Origin of the sequence: Phyllobacterium brassicacearum, assembly GCF_003010955.1 — a bacterium.
In the GTDB taxonomy this organism is placed as follows: Bacteria; Pseudomonadota; Alphaproteobacteria; order Rhizobiales; family Rhizobiaceae; genus Phyllobacterium; species Phyllobacterium brassicacearum.
On sequence record NZ_PGGO01000007.1, the window covers coordinates 154,721 to 176,371 of the forward strand.

23 protein-coding genes are annotated in these 21,651 nt (G+C 58.6%); 11 read left to right on the plus strand and 12 right to left on the minus strand.

Annotated elements, in window-relative coordinates:
• Positions 1-86 precede the first annotated feature (86 nt).
• From CU102_RS11310 to CU102_RS11320, 3 genes are all read right to left on the minus strand, one after another.
• Entirely contained in the window at positions 87-581 is a 495-nt protein-coding gene (locus tag CU102_RS11310; protein ID WP_106711200.1) for a cupredoxin domain-containing protein, read from the minus strand.
• Positions 582-609: 28 nt separating this feature from the next.
• Complete coding sequence (locus CU102_RS11315) at positions 610-1,584, minus strand: YVTN family beta-propeller repeat protein (protein ID WP_106711201.1); 975 nt, start codon at positions 1,582-1,584, stop codon at positions 610-612.
• Positions 1,585-1,660: 76 nt separating this feature from the next.
• Positions 1,661-2,893: an ABC transporter substrate-binding protein gene (locus CU102_RS11320; protein ID WP_106711315.1), complete on the minus strand. Its 1,233-nt coding sequence runs from the start codon at positions 2,891-2,893 to the stop codon at positions 1,661-1,663.
• Between the two features lie 161 nt (positions 2,894-3,054).
• On the opposite strand from CU102_RS11320, the gene CU102_RS11325 reads away from it, so the two are divergent.
• The 5 genes from CU102_RS11325 to CU102_RS11340 are packed head-to-tail and all read left to right on the plus strand — an operon-like array spanning position 3,055 to position 7,444.
• Positions 3,055-4,251 carry a (5-formylfuran-3-yl)methyl phosphate synthase gene (locus tag CU102_RS11325; protein ID WP_166648376.1) on the plus strand — a complete coding sequence of 399 codons (1,197 nt, stop codon included), beginning with the start codon at positions 3,055-3,057 and terminating at the stop codon, positions 4,249-4,251.
• A complete protein-coding gene (locus tag CU102_RS29810) occupies positions 4,248-4,886 on the plus strand; it encodes an amino acid kinase family protein (RefSeq protein ID WP_166648377.1) in 639 nt (212 codons plus the stop codon). The genes CU102_RS11325 and CU102_RS29810 overlap by 4 nt, the downstream gene beginning before the upstream one ends.
• Positions 4,883-5,434: a flavoprotein gene (locus CU102_RS11330; RefSeq protein WP_106711202.1), complete on the plus strand. Its 552-nt coding sequence runs from the start codon at positions 4,883-4,885 to the stop codon at positions 5,432-5,434. The genes CU102_RS29810 and CU102_RS11330 overlap by 4 nt, the downstream gene beginning before the upstream one ends.
• A complete protein-coding gene (locus tag CU102_RS11335) occupies positions 5,427-6,839 on the plus strand; it encodes a DUF6513 domain-containing protein (protein ID WP_106711203.1) in 1,413 nt (470 codons plus the stop codon). Before CU102_RS11330 ends, CU102_RS11335 begins: the two co-directional genes overlap by 8 nt.
• A complete protein-coding gene (locus CU102_RS11340) occupies positions 6,836-7,444 on the plus strand; it encodes a DUF447 domain-containing protein (protein WP_106711204.1) in 609 nt (202 codons plus the stop codon). The genes CU102_RS11335 and CU102_RS11340 overlap by 4 nt, the downstream gene beginning before the upstream one ends.
• On the opposite strand, the gene CU102_RS11345 is transcribed toward CU102_RS11340, so the two are convergent.
• Positions 7,441-8,514, minus strand: coding sequence for a hydantoinase/oxoprolinase family protein (locus CU102_RS11345; RefSeq protein WP_106711205.1), 1,074 nt, complete (start codon positions 8,512-8,514; stop codon positions 7,441-7,443). The genes CU102_RS11340 and CU102_RS11345 overlap by 4 nt on opposite strands.
• A 27-nt stretch (positions 8,515-8,541) precedes the next feature.
• Here CU102_RS11345 and CU102_RS11350 point away from each other — a divergent pair, with 27 nt between their 5' ends.
• Positions 8,542-9,300, plus strand: coding sequence for a HisA/HisF-related TIM barrel protein (locus tag CU102_RS11350; RefSeq protein WP_166648378.1), 759 nt, complete (start codon positions 8,542-8,544; stop codon positions 9,298-9,300).
• Between the two features lie 80 nt (positions 9,301-9,380).
• On the opposite strand, the gene fae is transcribed toward CU102_RS11350, so the two are convergent.
• From fae to CU102_RS11385, 7 genes are all read right to left on the minus strand, one after another.
• A complete protein-coding gene (gene fae / locus CU102_RS11355) occupies positions 9,381-9,887 on the minus strand; it encodes a formaldehyde-activating enzyme (RefSeq protein WP_106711206.1) in 507 nt (168 codons plus the stop codon).
• A gap of 156 nt (positions 9,888-10,043) precedes the next feature.
• Positions 10,044-10,904, minus strand: a complete 861-nt coding sequence (locus CU102_RS11360) for a triphosphoribosyl-dephospho-CoA synthase (protein WP_106711207.1) — start codon at positions 10,902-10,904, stop codon at positions 10,044-10,046.
• The gene (locus CU102_RS11365; protein WP_106711208.1) at positions 10,901-11,815 is read right to left on the minus strand and encodes an ATP-grasp domain-containing protein; all 915 of its coding nucleotides are present in this window, start codon (positions 11,813-11,815) and stop codon (positions 10,901-10,903) included. Before CU102_RS11365 ends, CU102_RS11360 begins: the two co-directional genes overlap by 4 nt.
• Positions 11,816-11,825: 10 nt before the next feature.
• Positions 11,826-12,779, minus strand: a complete 954-nt coding sequence (mch, locus tag CU102_RS11370; protein WP_106711209.1) for a methenyltetrahydromethanopterin cyclohydrolase — start codon at positions 12,777-12,779, stop codon at positions 11,826-11,828.
• Positions 12,776-13,876, minus strand: a complete 1,101-nt coding sequence (locus tag CU102_RS11375) for an ATP-grasp domain-containing protein (protein ID WP_106711210.1) — start codon at positions 13,874-13,876, stop codon at positions 12,776-12,778. Before CU102_RS11375 ends, mch begins: the two co-directional genes overlap by 4 nt.
• Before the next feature lie 4 nt (positions 13,877-13,880).
• On the minus strand, positions 13,881-14,777 hold the full coding sequence (locus CU102_RS11380) for an NAD(P)-dependent methylenetetrahydromethanopterin dehydrogenase (RefSeq protein ID WP_106711211.1): 897 nt from the start codon (positions 14,775-14,777) through the stop codon (positions 13,881-13,883).
• Positions 14,778-14,812: 35 nt separating this feature from the next.
• Positions 14,813-15,778, minus strand: coding sequence for a beta-ribofuranosylaminobenzene 5'-phosphate synthase family protein (locus CU102_RS11385; RefSeq protein ID WP_106711212.1), 966 nt, complete (start codon positions 15,776-15,778; stop codon positions 14,813-14,815).
• A 104-nt stretch (positions 15,779-15,882) separates the two neighbouring features.
• Between CU102_RS11385 and CU102_RS11390 the strand changes: the two genes are divergently transcribed.
• The 5 genes from CU102_RS11390 to CU102_RS11410 all read left to right on the plus strand — a co-directional run bounded on the left by CU102_RS11390 (position 15,883) and on the right by CU102_RS11410 (position 20,792).
• Positions 15,883-16,281: a 4a-hydroxytetrahydrobiopterin dehydratase gene (locus CU102_RS11390; RefSeq protein WP_106711213.1), complete on the plus strand. Its 399-nt coding sequence runs from the start codon at positions 15,883-15,885 to the stop codon at positions 16,279-16,281.
• Between the two features lie 122 nt (positions 16,282-16,403).
• Positions 16,404-17,456 (plus strand): molybdopterin-binding domain-containing protein, encoded by a 1,053-nt coding sequence (locus CU102_RS11395; protein WP_106711214.1) that lies wholly within the window; start codon positions 16,404-16,406, stop codon positions 17,454-17,456.
• Complete coding sequence (locus CU102_RS11400) at positions 17,450-19,084, plus strand: formylmethanofuran dehydrogenase subunit A (RefSeq protein WP_106711215.1); 1,635 nt, start codon at positions 17,450-17,452, stop codon at positions 19,082-19,084. Before CU102_RS11395 ends, CU102_RS11400 begins: the two co-directional genes overlap by 7 nt.
• The gene (gene fhcD / locus CU102_RS11405) at positions 19,072-19,980 is read left to right on the plus strand and encodes a formylmethanofuran--tetrahydromethanopterin N-formyltransferase (protein WP_106711216.1); all 909 of its coding nucleotides are present in this window, start codon (positions 19,072-19,074) and stop codon (positions 19,978-19,980) included. Before CU102_RS11400 ends, fhcD begins: the two co-directional genes overlap by 13 nt.
• Positions 19,977-20,792 carry a formylmethanofuran dehydrogenase subunit C gene (locus CU102_RS11410; RefSeq protein ID WP_106711217.1) on the plus strand — a complete coding sequence of 272 codons (816 nt, stop codon included), beginning with the start codon at positions 19,977-19,979 and terminating at the stop codon, positions 20,790-20,792. Before fhcD ends, CU102_RS11410 begins: the two co-directional genes overlap by 4 nt.
• A 371-nt stretch (positions 20,793-21,163) precedes the next feature.
• On the opposite strand, the gene CU102_RS11415 is transcribed toward CU102_RS11410, so the two are convergent.
• Entirely contained in the window at positions 21,164-21,562 is a 399-nt protein-coding gene (locus tag CU102_RS11415; protein ID WP_106711218.1) for a hypothetical protein, read from the minus strand.
• Between the last annotated feature and the right edge of the window lie 89 nt (positions 21,563-21,651).

Sequence of the window (21,651 nt, forward strand, 5' to 3'; positions counted from 1 at the left end):
TGTATCGGTCAGTCTAGAGCAATTCCAGCAAAAGTGGGAACCGGTTTTGCGTCCGGAATTGCAATGAAACACTGTCCGGCCAACGGCTATTTGATGGTTATCTTACCCTTCATCCCCTTGTCGGCAAGGTCAGGAACCGACCAAGTGTACTCTCCGGGGCGTACCGCTGTGAATTGCACATTGATTGTGCCGGGCGCATCGAATTCGAGCCATGCCGGCCCGCCGTTCATGTGCACTTCGAGATCATTGATGACGATCTGGTTCATCCACACATTGCGGAAGAGATCAGTGACGAATTTGTATTCCAGTCCGGCGGCAGACGTGATCTTCCAGCGATAGCCTTGACCGGCGACAAGCTCGAAATCCTTCTTGTTGACGGCAAAATCATCCGACTTGGACCCAAGGATGAGTTCGGGCACGTTCTTGCTGGCGCGGCTGATTGCCGGTGCCTTTGTCTGCGTCTCACTCTTTGCCGCTGCCGGCGCATCATCGTCGTCGTCATCCGCCTGTGCGAAGGCGAAGGGTTGAGCGACCACGATGCTGAGAAATGCGGCCAGAGCGAATGATTTACAGTTCGTCATTTTTATCCTCCCATTGATATTTATGGAATTAATTCGGCGCTACCGTCACGCCCCATGGCAATTGCCCGACGGTGACAGACTTGACTGGCTCGTCGGTCGCGGTGTCGATGAAGGTGATGTCGTTCGACAGACCGTTGGTGCTGATGATGGTCTTGCCGTCGGGCGTAAACGCCAGCTGCCACACACGCTGCCCAACCAATATGTATTTCTCTACCTCGTAGGTCTCTGCATTGACCACTGCCACGCGGTTGGCCGGACCGAGGGCGACATAGGCTTTCTTGCCATCGGCGGTAATGCGCACCCCCACAGGCTGGATCTGTTCCGAGCGCAAGCCTTGAATCTCGAATGTGATCTTATGCGTGACCTCGCGCTTCTTGTTGTCGATGACCGAGACCGTGCCGCCGATCTCTGCCGAAACCCATACTTCCGAGCCGTCGGGTTTGAACTGAGCGAAACGCGGTCGGGAGTCGACCAGCACATTGTCCGTGATTTCATGTGTCGAGGTATCGATGAAATGCGCCATGTTGGTCGTTTCAGACGTGTTGACCATGGTCTTGCCATCCGGACTGATGCCCATGCCTTCGGGCTCGACACCCACAGGTATCTCGGCAATCACATTCTTCCCGGCGACATCGATTGCGGTGACGAGATTGTCATCCTCATTGGCGACGTACAGCGTTTTCCCATCCGGTGACAGGACGAAGAGTTCGGGATCCGGACCAGACGGAAGCGATCCGACGATCTCGTTCGTGCTGGTGTCGATGATCTCGACGGTATCGTCATCACTGGCGCAGACGTAAAGGAGTTTTCCGTCATGGGAGATGGTGATGCCACGTGGACGTTGGCCGACATCGATGGTCTTGACCACCTCCATTGTCGCGGAATCGACGACGGTTACCGTATTGTCCTTCTCGTTGGAGACGTAAACCATATTTGCCCATGCGGGCTGTGCAAGGAGTGGCAGCGCCACAGTCGCAGCGAGCAGGCACAAATGTCGTCGCATTTCATTCCTCCCATTGGAGCAATTCCAGGAAAAGTGTGAAGTGGTTTTCCGTCCGGAATTGCGATGAAACAAAGAGTTAGTTCAGCTTGCACTTGGTCTCAGGGCGGTCGACTCCCAGCGTGTCGAGCTCCGAAAATTGATGAAGGAAGCCTTCCTGCGGCGATGTGGAAACGACGGCATGGTTGTCGCCAAGCAGGATCGGTTGCCTCAACTGCCAATTCCACGTTCTGAAGGTCACCTTCTGTCCCTTGAAGGCGGCGATCGAGAAATCGTCCGCCTTGATGAAAGCTTCGACCTGGCTTGGATCATTACCCTTGGTTCGCGTCACGGCCTCTCCCAATATGCGCACCGCGGTCCAGGCCTGCATGTCCTTCGACAGCATTCGCCGTCCGGTTGCCTTGTCGAAACGGTTCTGGATTTGTGAGCCGCCCCATTGTTCGCTGGCAGGATGCCAGCTTGAGGGAATAAGCCCCGCTGTTCCCGCGACGGGCCGTGGTGTCCAGGTGCGGTAGGGCACATAGCTGCCGAAAACCTCGCTCTCGTCGGCGACAACGACAACGTCGTGCTCGGGCAGGTTCTGGGTAAATACGGGCATCTGTTTCTGCACCTGGATCACGCCGGTGTCGGTTCGACGTGCGCTGCCCTTGTCTTCATAGAGCCGCTCTTCGACAATCGTCGCACCGAAGCGCGTCGCTGCGCGCCGGATGGCATCGGCATAGAGCTGGTCGCGTTCGTGCGACCCGTAGAGCAGCACCCATCTGCGCCACTGTTTCCAGACCAGATATTGCGCCAGCCCGTCTGCAAGCATCGTACGCGTCGGCGCCGTGTGGAAGACGTTCGATCGGCACCCCCCCTCGCGCAATATGTCGTCCGTAGCGCCGACATTGAAAAGCAGCGCACCATTTTCCTTCGCAATGTCAGCGATGGACAGCAGCTGCTTGGCTGAAATGTCGGTCAGGATGAAACGGTCGCCGCGCGCAAGCATTTCCTTGAAGACGGGAACAACATCTGCATCGAACTTCGTCTCGGTTGCATCAAGTGTAAAGCTTTGACCAAGAAACTTGCCGGTCGTGTTGTTGTCATTGATGGCGACATTGGCACCGGCCACACCTTCGTCGCGGGGAGGGATATCGAGCACTGAAAGGGCCAGTTGCGGCTCATAGGCGCGCAGATAGCCGATACGGGTTTCTGTGACGGCTTTGGTGGGTTTATTTGCCGATGCCTCTTGCGCTGGCAGCTCGGACACGTTGACGAAGAGCAAAAAAAAGCCGAATAAAAACACAAGAGTGTTTGGCACCATACTCTTCATGATCATACCATTCAGATTTGCCGCCATTCATGTGATGGCGGTCGCTTAAGAACAGAGGTGCCCATAGTGTTTTTAAACAACCCCGCTAAAATCTCAACCCTTTGTGTCACCTTTTATCTGCCAAAGGCGGACGTTTCTCACCTCGTTGAAGGACTATGCTGATGACAAAAATGCTGGCCAGTGTGCAGAACCGGCAGGAAGCGGAAATAGTCTTTCACAATGGCGCTGACATCATCGATCTGAAAGACCCGTCGAACGGGGCTTTGGGAGCGGTGGAGACGCAGAAGCTATTGGAAGTATTTGATTTTATTTCGGGCAGGCGACCAATCAGTGCCACATGCGGCGATCTTCCCATGGAACCCGAAACCATCCGCCGCAAGGTGGAGGAAATTGCGGCGACCGGCGTGGATTATATCAAGATCGGGTTCTTCCCTTTTGGCCAGTTGACCGCCTGCATCGAAGTGTTGCAACCGCTCGCGTCACACAAGAAATTGATTGCCGTTCTCTTCGCCGACCACCGAAATGAATATGAGGAAGGTTTGGCCGAGAGATTTGCAGCAGCCGGATTTCATGGCGTGATGATCGATACGGCCAAGAAGGCGGCAGGCCGTCTTCTGGATCACATGACGCCGGACCAGATCGGGCATTTCGTCAAAGACTGCCAGTCACACGGATTGATGTCCGGTGTTGCAGGATCGCTTGAGGCGCCGGACGTTCCGAGGCTGCTGGCGTTCAAGCCGGATTTTCTCGGTTTTCGCGGAGCACTGTGTGCAGGGCTGAGCCGGAACTCTCCTGTCGAAGCGCAAGCGACCGCAAAAATACGGGCCTTGATACCCGAGGCACAGGGGCCGGGCGCACCAGCAGGGGTCGATTACAAACTTCTCGCGGCACGCGGCTATTTCCCTGATCCGGCAGAGCTCGGGCTTGGCACGGACAAGATTTTCGTCCGCGATTTTGTGCTGCCGGTGCAAATTGGCGCCTACAGCTTCGAGCATGGCAAGTCGCAGAACGTGCGCTTCGATGTAACGGCCGATGTCTTGCGGGTGACCCGCAACCCGGAAGACATGCGCCATGTCGTTTCCTACGATCTCATCATGGATGGTATACGGGCCATCGTTGCGCAGGGGCACATCGAACTCGCCGAGACACTTGCCGAGCAGGTGGCAGCATTCGTTCTGGAAAATCCCCGTGTTACCCGCGTCGTCGTCCGGGCGGAGAAGCTCGAGCTAGGACCCGGCGGTGTTGGCGTCGAGATCGAGCGGAAAAACGATGTGAAGAGCGCGGCGAAGTCTAGGCATGCGGCAAGCAAGGCCGAACCGGTGCATGCACATGGAGGCAGGAAGGGCGCAACCTCATGAAGCCGCTCGTCGTGAAACTGGGAGGAAGCACGGCGGGCAACGAGGAAATGCAGCGCTGGATCGATGCCTTGGTCACAGCTACTTTTCCGCTGATTATCGTACCGGGCGGAGGTCCGTTTGCTGACCAGGTCAGAATATCGCAAAAGCGCCTGGCCTATTCCAACGAAGCTGCGCATGCGATGGCCATCCTTGCCATGGATCAATTCGGCATTGCCATCAGCGAGCGTTATGAACGTCTGCAATCCGTCCGGTCGGTCACCGAAATCAAGGGTGCGCTGGCCGTTGGCCGCATCCCTGTATGGCTTCCAGCGTCCATGACGATCGGGGCGGCGGATATTCCATGTTCCTGGGATGTCACCTCGGATTCACTCAGTGCCTGGTTGTGCGGGCAACTGCGCGCAGATGCGCTCCTGCTGATCAAGCAGACCGATGAATACAGGGATTATTCCCGCGTATCGGACCTGGCTCTTGCGGGCATCGTCGATGCTATGTTGCCCACCATGTTAGGTTCCAACACGACCCTCCACATTGCCGGTCCGCAAACCTTGAATTCGCTCGATTTACCCTTGGCAACCATCCCCGGACGAATGATCATGCAGCACGAAATGCCCGCCGAAGGAATGGTCGCGCAATGACACAGCTTCATACGCCACGCTGGGCCTGGGCTCTGACCGGCTCAGGCCATTTCTTCGTGGAAAGCTTCGAGCTGATCCGCACGCTGGAGCATTGCGACGTCTTCGTGTCGAAAGCTGCGAATGAAGTACTGCGCATGTATGGGCTGAAGCTCGATTTTCCAGAAACCATGCGCGTGTTGCATGACAAAACGGCGAGCTCCATTCCCATTGGCGGTTTCTACCACGGCGTTTACCATACGGCGGTGATTGCGCCCGCAACGTCGAATACCGTGGCGAAATGCGTGGTCGGGATTTCAGACTCGCTGCCGACCAATGTTTATGCGCAGGCGGGAAAGTGCCTGGTGCCGTCGATCGTGTTTGCCTGCGATACTGCGCCGGAACTCGAAACCATGGCTCCGGGAGGCATGGTCAAGGTCTACCCGCGCCCGATCGATCTCGAAAACACGGCGCGGCTCAAGACCTATGAGCGTACACATGTCGTTGAATCTCTCGCCGAGCTGCAGGCGGCAATTGCGCAGCGCCAGAAAGTGATCGCAGGCGATGGCTGAGCACCCATCTGAGCACCTGCTGTTTCTGACCGGGCATCTTGCCCGATCAAGGCTGGAGCGGGTGCTGACCGATCTCGGCAAGACAGCATTCACCTTTGAGATCATTGATATCGGCGTGAAAGTCGCCGCACTGATGACGGAGGAGATCATATCCCGGCGACTGAAGCCGCCTCTCGGTGCCGACCGGGTCATTCTCCCCGGCCGCTACAGGGGTGATCTCGACCGGCTGAGCGAGCGGTTTGGCGTCCGCTTCGTTCGCGGCCCGGATGAGGTCGCCGATCTGCCGGTTTTTCTTGGACGCAAAGGCAAGCCTGTCGATCTTTCAAAGCATGAGATGCGGATATTTGCCGAGATCGTTGACGCCTCGGCGTTGTCGCTCGACGCATTGATGCAACGCGCCTTGAAGCTGTCCGCCGCCGGGGCGGATGTCATAGACCTTGGATGCCTGCCGGAAACGCCTTTCCCGCACCTCGCCGATGCTGTACGCGGCCTCAAGGCGCAAGGTCTGTCCGTCAGCGTGGATTCGGCCAATCTTGAAGAGCTCGAATCGGGTGCTGCGGCCGGCGCGGATTATCTCCTCAGCCTCACCGAAGAGACAATCGGCCTTGCAATCAGATATGGCACAATTCCAGTGCTCATCCCGGCCGTTCCGGGCGATCTCAATTCGCTTGGCCGCGCCATCGATGCTGCGAAAGCAGCGAATATTCCCTTCATTGCCGATCCCGTGCTCGATCCGATCCATTTCGGTTTCGCCAATTCTCTTGGGAGGTTTCTCGAGGCTCGCCGCCGCTGGCCCGATGTTGAGATGATGATGGGAACCGGCAACCTGACCGAGCTTACCGACGCCGATTCATCCGGGGTGACGGCACTCCTCACGGGCCTCTGTTCCGAGCTGTCGATCGGCAATGTGCTCGTCGTCAACGTCAGTCCGCACACAGTGCGGACTGTGGAAGAGCACGACCGTGCCCGCCGTGTCATGTTCGCCGCCAGGCAGGACCATGCCCTGCCGAGAGGCTATGATGCTGGTCTTTTGCAAATCCATGACCGCAAGCCGTACCCGCACAGTATTCAAGATATTGACGCTCTTGCCGCTGACGTGCGCGACGCCAATTTCCGCATCATGACCGCGCCCGACGGGGTCCACATTTTCAACGGGAAAAGCCACCAGGTGGCTGGTGACGCTTTTGAACTTTTCCCCGGCCTCAGCGTTGAAAATGACGGCGCACACGCCTTCTATCTCGGCGCGGAACTGACGAAGGCCGAAATCGCCTGGAAGCTTGGCAAGCGATACGCACAGGATGAACCGCTCGCCTGGGGTGTAGCGGCTCCGGAAAAGCAACAGGACCGCACCCGCCTTGCCGAGGCGGGACATACGTTGCGAACAAAGAAGGATGTGGCGTCATGACCTACATCAGGGAGACTATCGTAACGACGGTCGATGCCGAGGGCATCGCCCATATCGCCCCGCTCGGCATTATCCAGCAGGATGATGGCTGGGTCATTGCCCCCTTCCGCCCCTCCAAGACGCTGGAAAATCTTGCAGCCATTCCTTATGCGGTTGCAAACTATACCGATGACATGCTGGTGTTTGCCGGATGCCTGACGGGCCGCAAGGATTGGCCGACAGTCGCGGTCAAGAATTGCCCGGTGCCCCGTCTCCAGGCTGCGCTCAGCCACTCCGTGCTGCACGTCGAGTCAATCAGCGATGACGGGCTGCGCCCGCGCCATTTCTGCAAGGTCGTCGCAGAGGCGACGCATGCACCCTTCACCGGGCTTAACCGCGCCAAGGCTGCCGTGCTCGAACTGGCCATCCTGGTCAGCCGCCTGCACATGCTCCCTCCGGAGAAGATCGATGCGGAGATCGCGTACCTCACGATTGCAATCGAGAAGACGGCCGGCCCTGATGAACATCAGGCCTGGTCATGGCTCATGGAGCGGGTCAAGGATCATCGCGATGCTGCCGATGCGAAGGGCAAGGAAGCGGTGCATCACCACGGCGGGCACATTTAGGATCTAATGCCCTGCAGGTGCATCGAGGCGAGCAAGGCGACCGCCGCCGCCGGCGCGGCTTTGCTGGCGTCATCGCGCGCCGCCTCAGTCGCGGGGATCAGTGAGCCGAAATCGAGATAGGGCCGCTCCAGCCGCTTGGCGAGTTCCTTGATCTGCGGCCTTCCGATCCCGGCGCCCACCACCGGTGCGGCGCGATCTGATCCAAGATTGCGTGCAACGCGAAACGCGCCGTCATGGATCATCCGCAGCTGATGCTCGCTGAACCACCGGGCAATATCGATCCATTCGTCCTCTCCGAGGTCGGCACTGTCGCGCCCGACCATACGCGCCAAGCGGGCGATTGACCCTGCAACGGATTTCGCTTGGCGATCGGCCGACGGATATTTGTCGTCTGCTTCGTCGAGCGTGCCGAGGATGCGGCCAAGATCGGCGGTGTTGGCGAAATATTCGTTCATCAGCGGCGTCATCCGTCCCTGCACAGGTACAAGGGAAGCAATACCGATGAGCGCCGAGCGGGCAAAGCCGGTATAGACCAGTTCCCCGGTTAGGAGCCGCTCGGCATCGGAATAGCCGCTGTTGGCGAGTTCGCCATCCCTGAACGCGAGGATATCCGTGGTGGTTGAGCCCATGTCGACGAAGAGGCCGGCATTTGCCAGTTTCGCGCTGAGCGTTGCGGTGGCATGCCAGTTGGCGGATGCGATGTCGCTGCCAAGGCGGCGCGCGGAAACCACGTCTTGAAAACCCGCACGACCCGCATAGATGAGGGTGTCCTCCGCACCGAATTCCTGCTCGATGAGGCCGAGCAACCCGCTTATTCCCGCGTCGCGCGAGGCGAACGTGTCAGAAAGTTCGCCGGTCATGGTGAAGATATTGACATTGCCGTCTTCACGCAACGGTCCCAGACCGTGCAAGGCTTCCCGCAGCTGATCGACGCCGAGCCAGAGTGGTGTTTTCAGGATCGTTGCCGAGACGATCTCGCCATCCTTGCACCGGGCCATCTTGAGATGAGCGCCGCCCAGGTCCCAACCGGTCACAAGTGGCTTTCCTTCCTTGGCAAAACGCGTTTTCATGGGGCACTCATTCGTTGGAATCTACTCGTGCTTATCATTCCGGTACTCGACATAAAAGATGGTCTTGTGGTTCGCGCCCGGATGGGCAACCGCGAGGCCTATAAACCGATCGATACACCACTCAGTCCGACGGCCAATCTTGTCGATGTGGCTGAAGGCCTGCGCAAGCTCTATCCTTTCCCGGCCTTCTATATCGCCGACCTCGACCGGATTGAACGCCGCGGCGAAGGGACGCCCCTCAATCAATTGCAGCCATTGCTGTCGATCGCAAATATCTGGCTCGACGCCGGTTTCAGCGAACAGGATCAATTGGCTAGCGTTCTCCAGAACAACGGCATTTCGCCCGTCCTCGGCTCCGAATCCCAAACCGGTTCTTCAACGCTTGAGGGGCTCTGTACCGACGCGAGGCTTGTCCTTTCCCTGGATTTTCGTGGCGACGACTTCCTCGGCCCCCGGTCAATCCTGGAAAACGCGCACCATTGGCCGTCCCGCGTGATCGTCATGACGCTGGGCCGGATTGGGGCCAATTCAGGACCTGATTTTGATCGCCTCGCCGACATCAAGCGCCGTGCCGGCGATAGGGACATCATCGCTGCCGGAGGTGTCCGCGATCTGCACGATCTCGAGCGGCTGGAAGCGATGGGCATCGCGGCGGCACTCGTCGCAACAGCGCTGCACAATGGCTCCCTGACGCCCGAAGCGATTTCATCTTTGATGGAAAATGAGACATACGGCACAGCTGAGAAGGGGAGGAAGATCGCTCCTTCTCCCCATTCTCAATTTTAGAAGCCCAGTACTTTTGCCAACCGGCGCAACAGGCCTTCCGGTTCGCCAGAGGGCGTGCTCTGTGCGGGGTTGTCTCTTGTCTAGGCGCTGAACGGATGCTTTACAGATTCGCGCTGCGCGGTCGCTTCTGCAGCCGTCGGCCAGCCCGTCACCGCGCGCTGGATCGCTTCCTTCGTTGCGCGGTAGTTGAAGTCCTGAATCTTGGCATCGCTCTCAGCTTCCCAATGGATGAAGACGCCAACGCAGATGAAGATGTCGTCTGCCTCTTCCGCTGGGATCGTGCCATCGGCAACACTGTCTTGAACTGCCTTTGCAACGGCGTGCTGCGCAGGTCCGAACATCTGGACGGCCTGTTTGGCGCCCTTGATCGTGACCTTGTTGAACAGGATCGTGTTCGGTTTGCATGCAAGGTTCGGTGCAATAACAGCAAGAAGCGAGGTGAATCCGTCCTTGTTGTTCGTCAGCGCATGGCAGAACGCCGTCTCTACGGCGCTACCGCGCGGTCCGATCAGAAGATCGATATGCGCAACTTCATTTCCGTCGCCAACAAGCGACTCGCCAACCATAACTCTATTGATTTTCGCCACGGCCTGATTCCTCCCTATAGCGGTCCCAAATGGTTTGTCCAAAGACGCCGTACCTCTCGAGACACGACTCTCGATGGACAGCTATCCTTGTTCGCAGCACCCTTGAGTGGGGGGTCGGTTGGCCAGATAGCAGCGGACGAAATCCGCTCGTGAAATTCAAGCATTTACCTCATCAATATGCAAGACCAAGTTGAGGTGAATCGCAAAAAGGGTTGCGACTGTGAGGTCTGCGGAAGTTCCGGGATTGATCCCGTCGGCCTTCAACTGGGCATCGAAAGCAAGCAGCACTTTTTCGCGCTCCTTTCCGTCTTTCAAAGCTTCAACGCGTTCGAAAATGTGCCTGGCTTCCTTCTGCGTTTTCTCGGCAATGACAGCGCCGTGCTTGCGGACAATGTGACTGTCAGGATAGCTCGAAAGAAAAAACAGATAGACGAAAACAGTTGGCCACATCCCGCGCTCGTCAGCATCGACGGCGGCTCCATGCGCGCCAAGCCCGCCCGCAAAAATGTCGGCAAATCCGGTGACATATTGGCGGGCAATCATGTCGCGATCGGCGCCCGCCCGCATGGCTTCCAGAAGCGGGGCTTCGGGTTCGTTGGAGACATCGTGCTTCGGCGCCGATCCAAGTCCGCCGGGTCGTGCCAGCACGATCGCAGCAAATACATTTCGCGCATCATCGACGTCCAGCAGGTCGAGCGTCGCGGCAAGATTGGTCTGCAGATCGCCACCGCTCTCGGCAGCTTTGGCCAAGGGAACGCAGAGGAGCAGGATACCGAGATTGGTGTTGGTTTCGATTTTGGCTTGCGTCGCGGTCACTGCCGCAAGGATACGTTCTCCGGTGTTAAGCGCGGGGTCGCTGACCGCATACGAAGAGATCCGGGCGCTTTCAAAAAACTGCTCGGCGTTCATCCGGTGACCATCGGCAAAGCGATGAACATTGCCCGGTTTCAGCGCTTCGATCTCCTGATAGCAGGCATCGATATAGGCACGCCGGATTTGTTCGCGCGCCGGTGTCACGCCGCCGGCCTCTCATTCAGAGCCGGCATGATCCGTGCAGCGAGAGCGTTGGCAATGCAATCGGCGATCTTCACGGGAACAACGGATTGCAGGCCAGTCCACGCCGGCATGCTGTTGACCTCGAGAACCAGCAGCCTTCCATCAACCGCGGGGACGATATCGATACCCGCGAAATCGGTGCCGATTGCGTTCGAGGCCGCGAGGGCGAGGCTTTCCAGTTTGCTACGCAGTGGTCCGACGACAGGCTCAGCCTTCGCGCCCTTGGCGATATTAGTGATCCATCCTTCGGCGCGTCGCGTGATCATGCCGAGTACTTCGCCAGCGCAGGTGAAGACACGGTAGTCACAGAATGGCGGGCCGGAGTGCGCCACAAAACGCTGGAGATAGTAGACATCATCGATATCGTCCGGAGAAGGCAGATCGTCGAGGCGGCGGACAAGCCGGATACCCTTGCCCTGCGAGCCGAACAGCGGCTTCAACACAAGTGGACCATGCGCAAGTTCGCGCTCGGCAACCTCCCTCGCATTTGCGAGACTTTCGACGGCAAAGGTTTCCGGCGTAGGCAGGCCCGCCTGGGCCAGAAAGAAGGTCGTGGTCGATTTGTCAACGCAGCGCTCGATAGCCTTTGCCGAATTCCAGACGGGTACACCAAGATGTGCAAAAGCATGCAAAATACCCAGACGCCGGGTTATTGCTTCAAAAGTTCCCGACGAAATAGACCGGACGATCACTGCAGCAGGCAAGGCGCCCGCCATGCCCGGAATGGCAATGCCGGATGGGTAACGGGTGTCGAAACCTATATCCGCCAATGCCAGGGCCAGGACTTCGAACCCGAGTGATCGAAATGAAGATTGAAGCTGTCGAACTTGGGCGTCGGGCCGGTCGGATAGGATCAGAATCGTATCTCGCATTGTTTGTTTTTCACCCCAGGGATTGTTCAAGCATGGCGTTGTCTGCACTGCCGCTGCGGAAGGTATCACCGGTTTCAATTGCGGTGATTATCACCTCGGCAGGGCTGAAGAGATGCGGGTCAATGGCATAGAAATCGCCCTTGAATTTCTTGAAGATGTCGGCGAAAGGCTGCCCATAATCGCGCGATGTGCGGCTGGGTAACTGTTCCGCCAGATCGCGCGCTGCTTCAGCACTGCCGCGCACATAGAGCTGGACAAGACCGCCATAGATGATTGCGTCATTCGTCCGTCCCATGGCCTGCAGGAAGTCCGGATGTGGTGCTGGAATGGGTGCTCGTCCGGCGCCATCAACGATCGCATCCATTGGAAATTTCAAATCGTGCGCCTTGTGCAATGCCACTTCCAGGACTCGCCCGACGATCTGCATTGAACCCGTCAGGCTTTGCGTCGGGGCATAAACGAAGGTCAGTTTTTCAGGCGCGAGTCCCGTGGCCTTCGACACTTTTTCAACGACGGCAGCAGGCGGAGGCGTCGATGTTTCGAGCACAACGACCGACGAATCGGCGTTTGGCTCCCGATAGGGGATTTCCTCGAACAGCGGTTCGACGCGCGCGAGAGCGCGTACCGGACCTGAACCCATGGCGAAATATTTCTCGTGGGATAGATTCCACCCGGCATACTGGCTGCCAAGGCAGGCAAGCACCGGCTGCGAAGAGCGTACATCGACTGAATACGGCCATTTTCCGGTCGCCAGTGCGGCCGATACTTTGCCCAATCCGCCCATGCAGATTTCCACGATCCGGAGACCGGCTTCGATGCCGCCTTGATGGTTTGCGCCTGCGTCGATCAGATGTTCGCCCAGACTACCCCGGCTGTGACCGATGCCGAGCCGGTCTGCATCCTCGATCATGGCATCGGCAATGTGCTGCGCGCTTCTGTTCAGATAGGCATGACCATCCCTCATCGGAAATCCTCCCTCCAATGAATTGCAACTTCCTTGACACGATCCTTGGCGGCCCTCATTGCGGCCGCAGCCGAATCTGCAGTGGCGAAAACCGTACAGACCGGATCGCCGGCCTCAAGTGCCGTGCCCGGCATCTGGTGATCGGCGGTTTGTGCAGGCCATACGACCTTTGGGAACGCGCTGATGGCCTTGGCCGTATAGGCAATTGCCGATGCTCTTGAATCCGCATAGGCGGGCACCGATACACGGGTGCCCGTGATCGCGCGCAGATGCTCACGAATGAGGGGCGTTGTCTCATTATCGAAGATATCCAGCGTTGCGCCCGGACGCGGATTGATCTCGATGAGATGGAGATCGGGTCCGTTATCGACGAAATCGGCACTGCACAGCCCGCAGAGACCAGTGCGCTTTGTCAGTCCTGTCAGCCACTCTTCTATCCGTCCTGTATTTCTCTTGTCGTAGCGCTGCAACCGGACAGCGCCGCCATAGCGAAAGGGTGCTTCCCTGGAAGGTGAAGCCCATTGGCGGCTGAAGCCGACGACATGGGATTTGTTCCTGTCGGCAAGAAAGAGTGCGGAGAGGTTTCTCCCGGGAACGAAGCGCTGGAAATAGCGCCCGCCGTTACAGGCATCGCCATTGGCCAGTTTCACATGCGAGCCGCCAGCGCCGCCGGTCAGCTTTGTCAGCCATTCTTTGGGATTTTCGGGGGTGTTGAAGCAAATATCCGGATGCGGGATTCGCAGTTCAGTGCACAGGTGTGACAGACGAACTGGGTCCTTCACCAGTCGGATCGTCTCCGCATTGTTGCCGGCAACCGGGAATGTTGGGGCGATCGTGTCGAGCATCGCTGGATTTTGTTCAAATCCGGACCCGTAAACCAGCGCAACAGGCTGATCATCACCAGCAAGTTGCGTCAGGGCCTCGACGATCCGATGCTCGTCGATGCCGCTCTGCAGGGTTCCCGCAAGTTTGATCGCGCGCTCCGCCAGCGCCAACGTGTCCGCATCGTTGAAAAGGTCGGCGACGAGCGGCCGGAAACCCGCCCGCCGCGCAGCGGCTGCAAGTGAACGGCCCGAGATCGCAGCGATCAGGAGCACGGGCTTATTTTGCGATGCTGCGGGCAAGGATGAAAGCGTCCCGAAAGTCAAAGATAACGGCCTTTTCGGCTTTGATCATCTGTTCGAACAAACCAGCCTGCGTCTTGTATTTTACGTTGCCGATGGAAAGCGGACCAATGCCGACAGCCTGTGTCGCATCGAGTGTCTCCCCATTGGCATTGACTTTCAGACCTTCGATACCGGCCGGCGGGACGGCATTCACATCCGCCGCGACAAGGAGACCGCCTGCAGAACCAAGTTGTGCTTTCGAGATCACCTGCACACCGGCTTTCGCAGCTGTCAGGACCACCTCCGAATCCCTGATCACAGCGGTTTTCTGGGCTTCGGTCGAACCATCTGCGGGTTCGACCGTTACATCGAACCGCTCCTTCATGGAGGCGGCTATCTCTTGAACGCGCTCGATCCCGTCATGCCCGACGATGGTCACCTTGGCGCCTTCGCCGGCGGCAATCACTGCGGTGCAGTAGCCGACGACACCGGTCGCGCCAAAGATGGCCACCGATGTGCCGTTCAACTCGCGATCGTGGTGCTTGATCAGCGCTTTCTCGACCTTGGCGACCATTGCCGCTGCGGTGGTGAATGACCCTGCCGGATCGGCGAATACCGAGATCTCGAAGGGCGGGACCATGGATTTCTTCGCCACGTCCAGCATATCGAGCGCGAGCGGCGCATCCTTGCCTGCAAGGAAAATGCCCGTTGCGACGCCTGCATCCGGTGGGCGCGAGAAGATGGCGTCCTGGACCAGATTGCCCACATCGGCAAGGCTGACATCCGTATAGGGGATCACTGCGTCGTAACCCGCATCGAGCGCCATATTGACGTCGAAGGGGCTCATGTGCCGGAGGGGGGTCAGCATATGAAGGATCGTCTTGCGGCTCATTTTATCCGCTCCGTATTAGTGATGGTGCCCATTTTTTAAGCTCTGGCGAGGTTCAAGGCGGTGTGCGTGATATCCGCCCCCGCATTTCTGCCCGCAACAATCTGGATCGTTGTGCCGGGAGAACGTCCCCCGATCTCGTCGACGATGCGTTCCGCGTCGGACTGCGAAGCGGCAAAGGCAAAGCCTGTCGGGCCCCAGGAGCTCTGGCCGATCCCGAAGGCGCCAGCCTTCGCCAGGCGATGCAAGGTTGCCTCGACCTGCCTGCTGGTAAATACGCCGCCCTGTGCCGGCGCAAAGTAGGTGCCGATCTCGGTCTGGATGGCTCCCACAGCCCTGCCGAACGAGGCAATATCCTGTTCGATCAGTGCCGGCATCAGGCCCATCAACACGTGGCGGCAGATCAAGGCCGAGGTGGGGGCCGGGAAGGGCGGCAACGTCCGGAACGCTTCGATCTCGGCCTCGCCGTGAATGCCCTGTGTAAAGGTGTCGAGCACGAGAATGATGCGCCAGTCTTCCGGAAATGGCATGCGCGAGATGACTGTTGGAGCCTCGCCGCCAAGTCCCTTGCCTGCATCGAAAATCACGCCGCCTTCTTCGAATGCGGCAATGCCGATCCCCGACCGGGAACCGCGCCCGAGCAGGGCAGCATCGTTGGATATGTCCAGTGGCAGGGAATGCAGCGTGCGCAGTGCTGCCGAAACGGCCAGTGCGATCTGCGTGCCCGAGCCAAGGCCGACATGTCTCGGTATGGCACTTTGCACTGTGATCCGGTGCTGCGCCTTGATCCCGAGATGTGCGCAGAGCGTGGCGGCATGCCGCAGGATGCGGTTCTGCTCCTCGCCATGAACCTGTGTGTCCGCCGCACGGGAAACTGTCAGGACGGTAGCGATATCCTGAATGGGGAGACCGACGCTCCCGAACCGGTCGTGACCTGAACGCGGTATATCAAGAAAGCCAAGATGCAGGCGGGCCGGGACTTTGATCGTGACGGATTCCGACATTTGCGTATTCTTTACATAATCTCAAAAATCGGGCCCTGCACTATGATATCGTCTTTCAAACGAGGCGCAAGCATGATGCGCAAAGAATAGGAGGACAATACAAAATGAACGATGAAACGAAGAACGCCGGACCGAAGGAGAAGGTCTACTCGGAGAGCGAAATTGTAGCAAAACTGAAAGAGGAATTGCCGCATTGGCGCTATGAGAACGGCTGGATTCGCCGCAAATACAAGACCCATAGCTGGAAATCGACACTGATGGTGATCAACACTGTCGGACATCTGGCGGAAGCCGCCTGGCATCATCCTGATCTCAAGGCTTCTTATGCATGGGTGGAGGTCCTATTACAGAATCATGCCGCAAAGGGCATCACCGACAAGGATTTCGAGCTTGCCAAAAAGATCGAAAGCGTCGTTCAGTGGCAACCGGGCAAAGAGGCGGGATCGCTGGAAGGAACGCCGCAATCTGACCAGCGCTTCGCCTATGTTAAGTACGACGATTGACCGCATGATTTTTGCCTGGTGACAGGGTTCACAATCGAAAAAGAAGTGGCTAAGCTAATCTTGGCACCAGAAAGTTGCGGAATATGTCGGTTGCATGGATAGGCAGCCAGCCGGTCTCTTTGATGGATGCAATTCAGAATGCTGCGAAGCTTCTGGCATCAAGCCGCTGTCCAGTCTTCACCCTCGATACGGATGTGCATGGTACACGCAGTGCCATCGCTCTCATTGAACGGTTAGGCGGCGCTTACGATCACGCTCTCGGCGACGTGCTTGCGAAAGAGGTGACGCTGTTTACCGACCATGGCGGCATGTTCACGACGCCGGGCGAGGCGCGGCGGCGGTCGAGCCTCATCATTCTCGTCGGTGATATTCCCGCGGCGCATCACGACATGTTGCTGTCATGGGCGGGCACGCAGCCCGATCTCGGCGATCGCGGCAAGCGAACATGGTTCCACATTCACGGGGAAATGAACGCGGCCGCCAAACTTGCGCGGCAACTCAAAGCCGTTTCGCTCGGAGCCGAGGGTCTGTCACTTGGCGGTGCGCTTGCCGTACTACGCGCCCAACTGCAGGACCGCCAGGTGGCGCGTTCGCTGGGCGGTATTGAACAGTTCAGGAAAGCCCTTGCCAAAAGCCAGTTTCCCGTCTTTGTCTTTTCCGGCACTTCCGGTGACGCGCCGGGCCTGGCCATGCTGCAGGGCCTGATTGCCGATCTGAACAGGAAGGGGCGCGCCAGCAGCGTGTTCCTGCCCGCCGACGACGATGCCTGGGGCACAGCCCTTACCTCCCTTTGGATGACCGGATTTCCAACCCGGACAGGATTCTCGAATAGCCTCCCAAGCTATGACCCGGTGCGGTGGGACGTCCAGCGGATGATCCGTGACAAGGAAGCGGATCTTCATGTCTGGGTGTCTTCGCGGGGTGGTGAAACTCCCCCCAGAGGGGGGACGGCCGCCGTGATTTCGCTAAGCAGGACGGAAGCACCCGCGTCGGGTGCCGCGGTTACCATTGCCGTTGGCAAGCCTGGCGTCGACCATGACGGCGTGGCCTATTCCAGCCGGATCGGAACATTCCGGGCTCTTGCCGCCACCGCGCCATCGCCGCTGCCAAGCGTTGCAAATATCGTGCGGCAACTGGCCAATTCTTTGCCTGGCAGAAAGGCCTTGCCATGCTGACCCGGCTTGTCGGAGGAGAGGTCGTCGACCCGGTCAGTGGCGGCACCAGCCAGCGCGATGTCTGGATCAGGGATGGCGTGCTGATCGACCCGCCACAAGGCGAGACTGCCGGGGAGACACACGATGTTTCGGGCTGCGTCGTCATGGCCGGCGCCATCGATATTCATTCGCATATAGGCGGCGGCAATGTGAACACGGCGCGGCTGCTGATGCCTGAACATCACGCGGCACACCTGCCGCGACCTGCCAATACGCCCCTGTCCAATGCAGGCTGGTCGACGTTCCAGACCGGCTGCCTCTACGCGCAGATGGGTTTTACCACCGTGGTCGAGCCCGCCATGGCGCCATACACCGCCCTGCATACGCATCTCGAACTCGCTGACATCCCGATCATCGACAAGGCGACGCTCGCCATTCTCGGCAATGACGATTTCACCCTGTCGCTGCTCCGCAACGGCAAGTCATCGGCGATGCTCGACGACTACGTTGCCTGGGTCGTGGGTTCGACTCGTGCCCTCGGCGTGAAGGTGATTAATGCCGGAGCTGCTGCGGCATTCAAGGAAAATGTCCGGTCCTTCTCGCTCGACGATACTGTGCCTGAATACGGCATCAGCTCGCGCAAGATCGTCAAGTCACTGCAGGCATCCGTGACCAGGCTCGGCATACCGCATCCTTTGCATGTTCATTGCAATAATCTCGGCATTGCCGGCAGCGCGGATACGGCGGCAGACACCATTGCTGCGACCGAGGGCGTACCGCTGCATCTGGCTCATCTGCAGTTCTATGGCTACGGCACCGAGGGCAAGCGCAAATTCTCCTCCGAGGCAGCGCGTCTGGCAGAACTGGTCAATGCCAATCCGGACGTTTCGATCGATATCGGCCAGGTGATGTTCGGCCAGACCGTGACGATCTCCTCGGATGTGATGCGGCAGTTTACGGCAATCGGCAACGCCAATCCGAAAAAGACCGTCATCATGGACGGTGATGGCAATGGCGGTGGCGGCATCGTTCCCTATCGCTACAAACAGGATTATTACGGCTCGCTCCAATGGGCGGTCGGCCTTGAGCTCTTCCTTCTGATCACCGACCCGTGGCGCGTGTACTTCACCACCGACCACCCGAATGGCGCGCCCTTCACCGCCTATCCGGAATTGTTCGAATTGCTGATGAGCAGCGGCGCCCGTGATGCCAAATCTGCGGAGTTGAATACGACAGCGCTGGAGCTGACGACACTCGCTTCGGTGCGCCGTGAGTATACGGTCGAAGAAATTGCGATCATGACCCGTGCCGCTCCGGCCCGCTTGCTTGGCCTCAAGGATCGCGGCCATCTTGGGGCCGGGGCCATTGCCGATATTGCGGTCTATCGCAAGGGCAGGGACATCGCCAAGATGTTCCGGGAGGCGGCGCTGGTTTTCAAGAATGGTGATCTCGTGGTGAAGAATGGCAAGGTAACCCACTATCGTTGGGGCAAGACCCTGCGGCTCAACCCGCCGCCGGACAAGGCAATGGTCAAGCGCATGAAGGACTATCACGACGAGCACTACGGCCTGTCGCTCGACTGGTTCACCTTCCCCGATTCCGCCATTAGCCGCGACGAGCCATTTGCGGAGGTCAAATGCAACAGCTGACCCGCAATGGCGTCGTGATCGACAACACTTTTGCCGAGGCCTTCGGCATGCGGGCGACCGCGATCGTCATCACTGCGCCGACGCTTGGATGGGCGCGGCAGGCGGCGATCACCATGACGGGTTATGCGACATCCGTCATCGGCTGCGGTTGCGAGGCAGCCATCGATGTCGATCTGCCGGAAAGCAAAACCCCGGATGGCCGCCCCGGCTGCCGTGTCATGATCTTTGCCATGGGCACGGACGAATTGCAGAAACAGCTGAAGAGCCGGCTCGGGCAATGTGTCCTGACCTCACCGGGCAGCGCGTGTTTCGCCGGGCTCGAAGGGTCCGCTCCGCTCGATCTCGGCAACGCGCTGCGCTATTTCGGCGACGGCTGGCAGATATCGAAGAAATTCGGCGGCAGACACTATTGGCGCGTGCCTGTCATGGATGGCGAATTCCTGTGCGAGGCAACAACGGGATTGACCAAGAATGCCGTCGGCGGCGGTAACCTGTTGTTCCTGGCTGCCGATAATGCAAAGGCCTTGCATGCCGCCGAGCGAGCCGTAGCTGCTATCGGGAAGGTTCCAGGCGCGATCATGCCATTTCCGGGTGGCGTGGTCCGGTCGGGCTCGAAGGTCGGCGGCAAGTACAAGGGCATGATGGCGTCAACCAATGACGCCTTCGCGCCGACGCTGCGCGGTGTCGTCAACAGTGCCCTGACGCCCGACGTCAATGCAGTGCTTGAAGTCGTTATCGATGGCGAGACCAGCGACGCCGTTGCCGCCGCCATGCGGGCAGGACTGAAAGCCGTCATCGATCTCGGCCCGAAGCGTGGCGCGCTTCGGATCAGTGCTGGCAATTATGGCGGTAAGCTCGGCAAGTTTCACTATCACCTGAAGGATTTGCTGCCATGAAAGCGCTGACCTTCTCGCTCCTCGCCGAACCTGAAGAACGTCTGGACCTGTCCGGCCTGACCCCGGCTGCCCTCGCTGGCCTGACCGCGTTGCAGATCGCCAAGCTCCGGATCGGGACGGGCCGCAATCCTGTGCTGGCTGGCGATATCCTCAAAATCACGGGCAAGGATGCGGACAGCCTCGTCGTCGAAGGCAGTAGCTCGCGCCTCGACAAGGTTGGTTCGAGGATGATCGGCGGCTCGATCCGCGTCACAGGCAATGTCGGCAACCAGGCCGGCAGGGAGATGTCCGGCGGATCGCTGATCATCGAGGGCGGTGCCGGTGACCACGCCGGCTCCGGCATGTCTGGCGGCCGCATCGAGATCAAAGGCAATGCCGGAGATAATATCGGCGGACCGCTCGCGGGCGAGATCGTCGGCATGGAAGGTGGTGTGCTGATCGTTAACGGCAAGGCAGGCAATTATGCGGGAGATCGTCTTCGCCGCGGTGTCATCGCAATCCTCAAGGGCTGCGGCGACTATGCTGGTTATCGCATGATCGCCGGCACGATCGTCGTGAAGGGGCGCGTTGGTGCCATGCCAGGATATCTCATGAAACGCGGCTCCCTGCTGTTTGATCGCCGTCCAGAAAATCTTGTTCCGACCTTCATGCCATGCGGCGAACCGGACATTGCCTTTTCAGATTTGTTCGACCGCTTTCTCGTGGACGAGAAGATATTGGCGCGGCCTTTGCTCGGTCAAAAGCCGGGCAGATACGGTGGCGACAATGCTGTATCCGGCAAGGGCGAGATTCTGTTCAGGCGCGGACGCTAGAGCAAGTTCGATTATCCAGGGCACAGAACTGCGCCGATTTTGCACGACGCTCTAATGATCCCTCTGCACGCACAACGGAACATACAGTACGACACTGCGTTATGCGTATCGAACAGTTCAGTTTTTCGGAGTAAAATGATATGGATCTCACCACACTTCTTCTTATTGTTTTGATTCTGCTGTTGTTAGGTGGAGGCGGCTGGTACGGTCGAGGGCGCTGGTACTAAGCGACACTTGCACAACCAGTGAGGCTCGTTGCTGGCGGCACTATCTCAAGCACTTGTAAATCCGACCGCTGAGTGCAGGCTACGTCGCCGTCCTCGGCTTGGTGGAACGGGGCTCTAGCATGTGGCGAGCGGCCTTGCTGAAATTTAGCGCGTGAAACTGTATAGCGCGCAGGTTCCCTTCTGCGGTTTCGGATCGGCCACAGCTTCCTGAGGCACATCAGGCCCCTCGAATACCTTCATGAAAAGGGAGACAGTGCTTCCCTGGGCAAGAACGACATACATCACATCCTTCTCGCCGCACAGGCGGTTGCCGTTCATAAGCACAGGATTGGCCGGAGGGTCGACCTTGAACACGCCAAGCCGGCCTTCGACGGGAACGAGCCTGATGCTCTCTCCATTGGCAAAAACGATCCGATCGGTTCCAAGAGTGATATCCCCGGTGACAGCCGTCGCCGTGTTGCTGGATGCCTTCCATACGTCGTCCTGGGCGTGGGACGAGGCAGACCCCGACACCAGAACCACGGCTGCCAGTAGCGTCCGCATGGCGATCCTCCTTGTTTTTTTTAACTGACGCTCAAAGAAAGGCGTTTATCGGGCACCGGCCGGGATCGTCAGCAGCGCACAGACCGTGC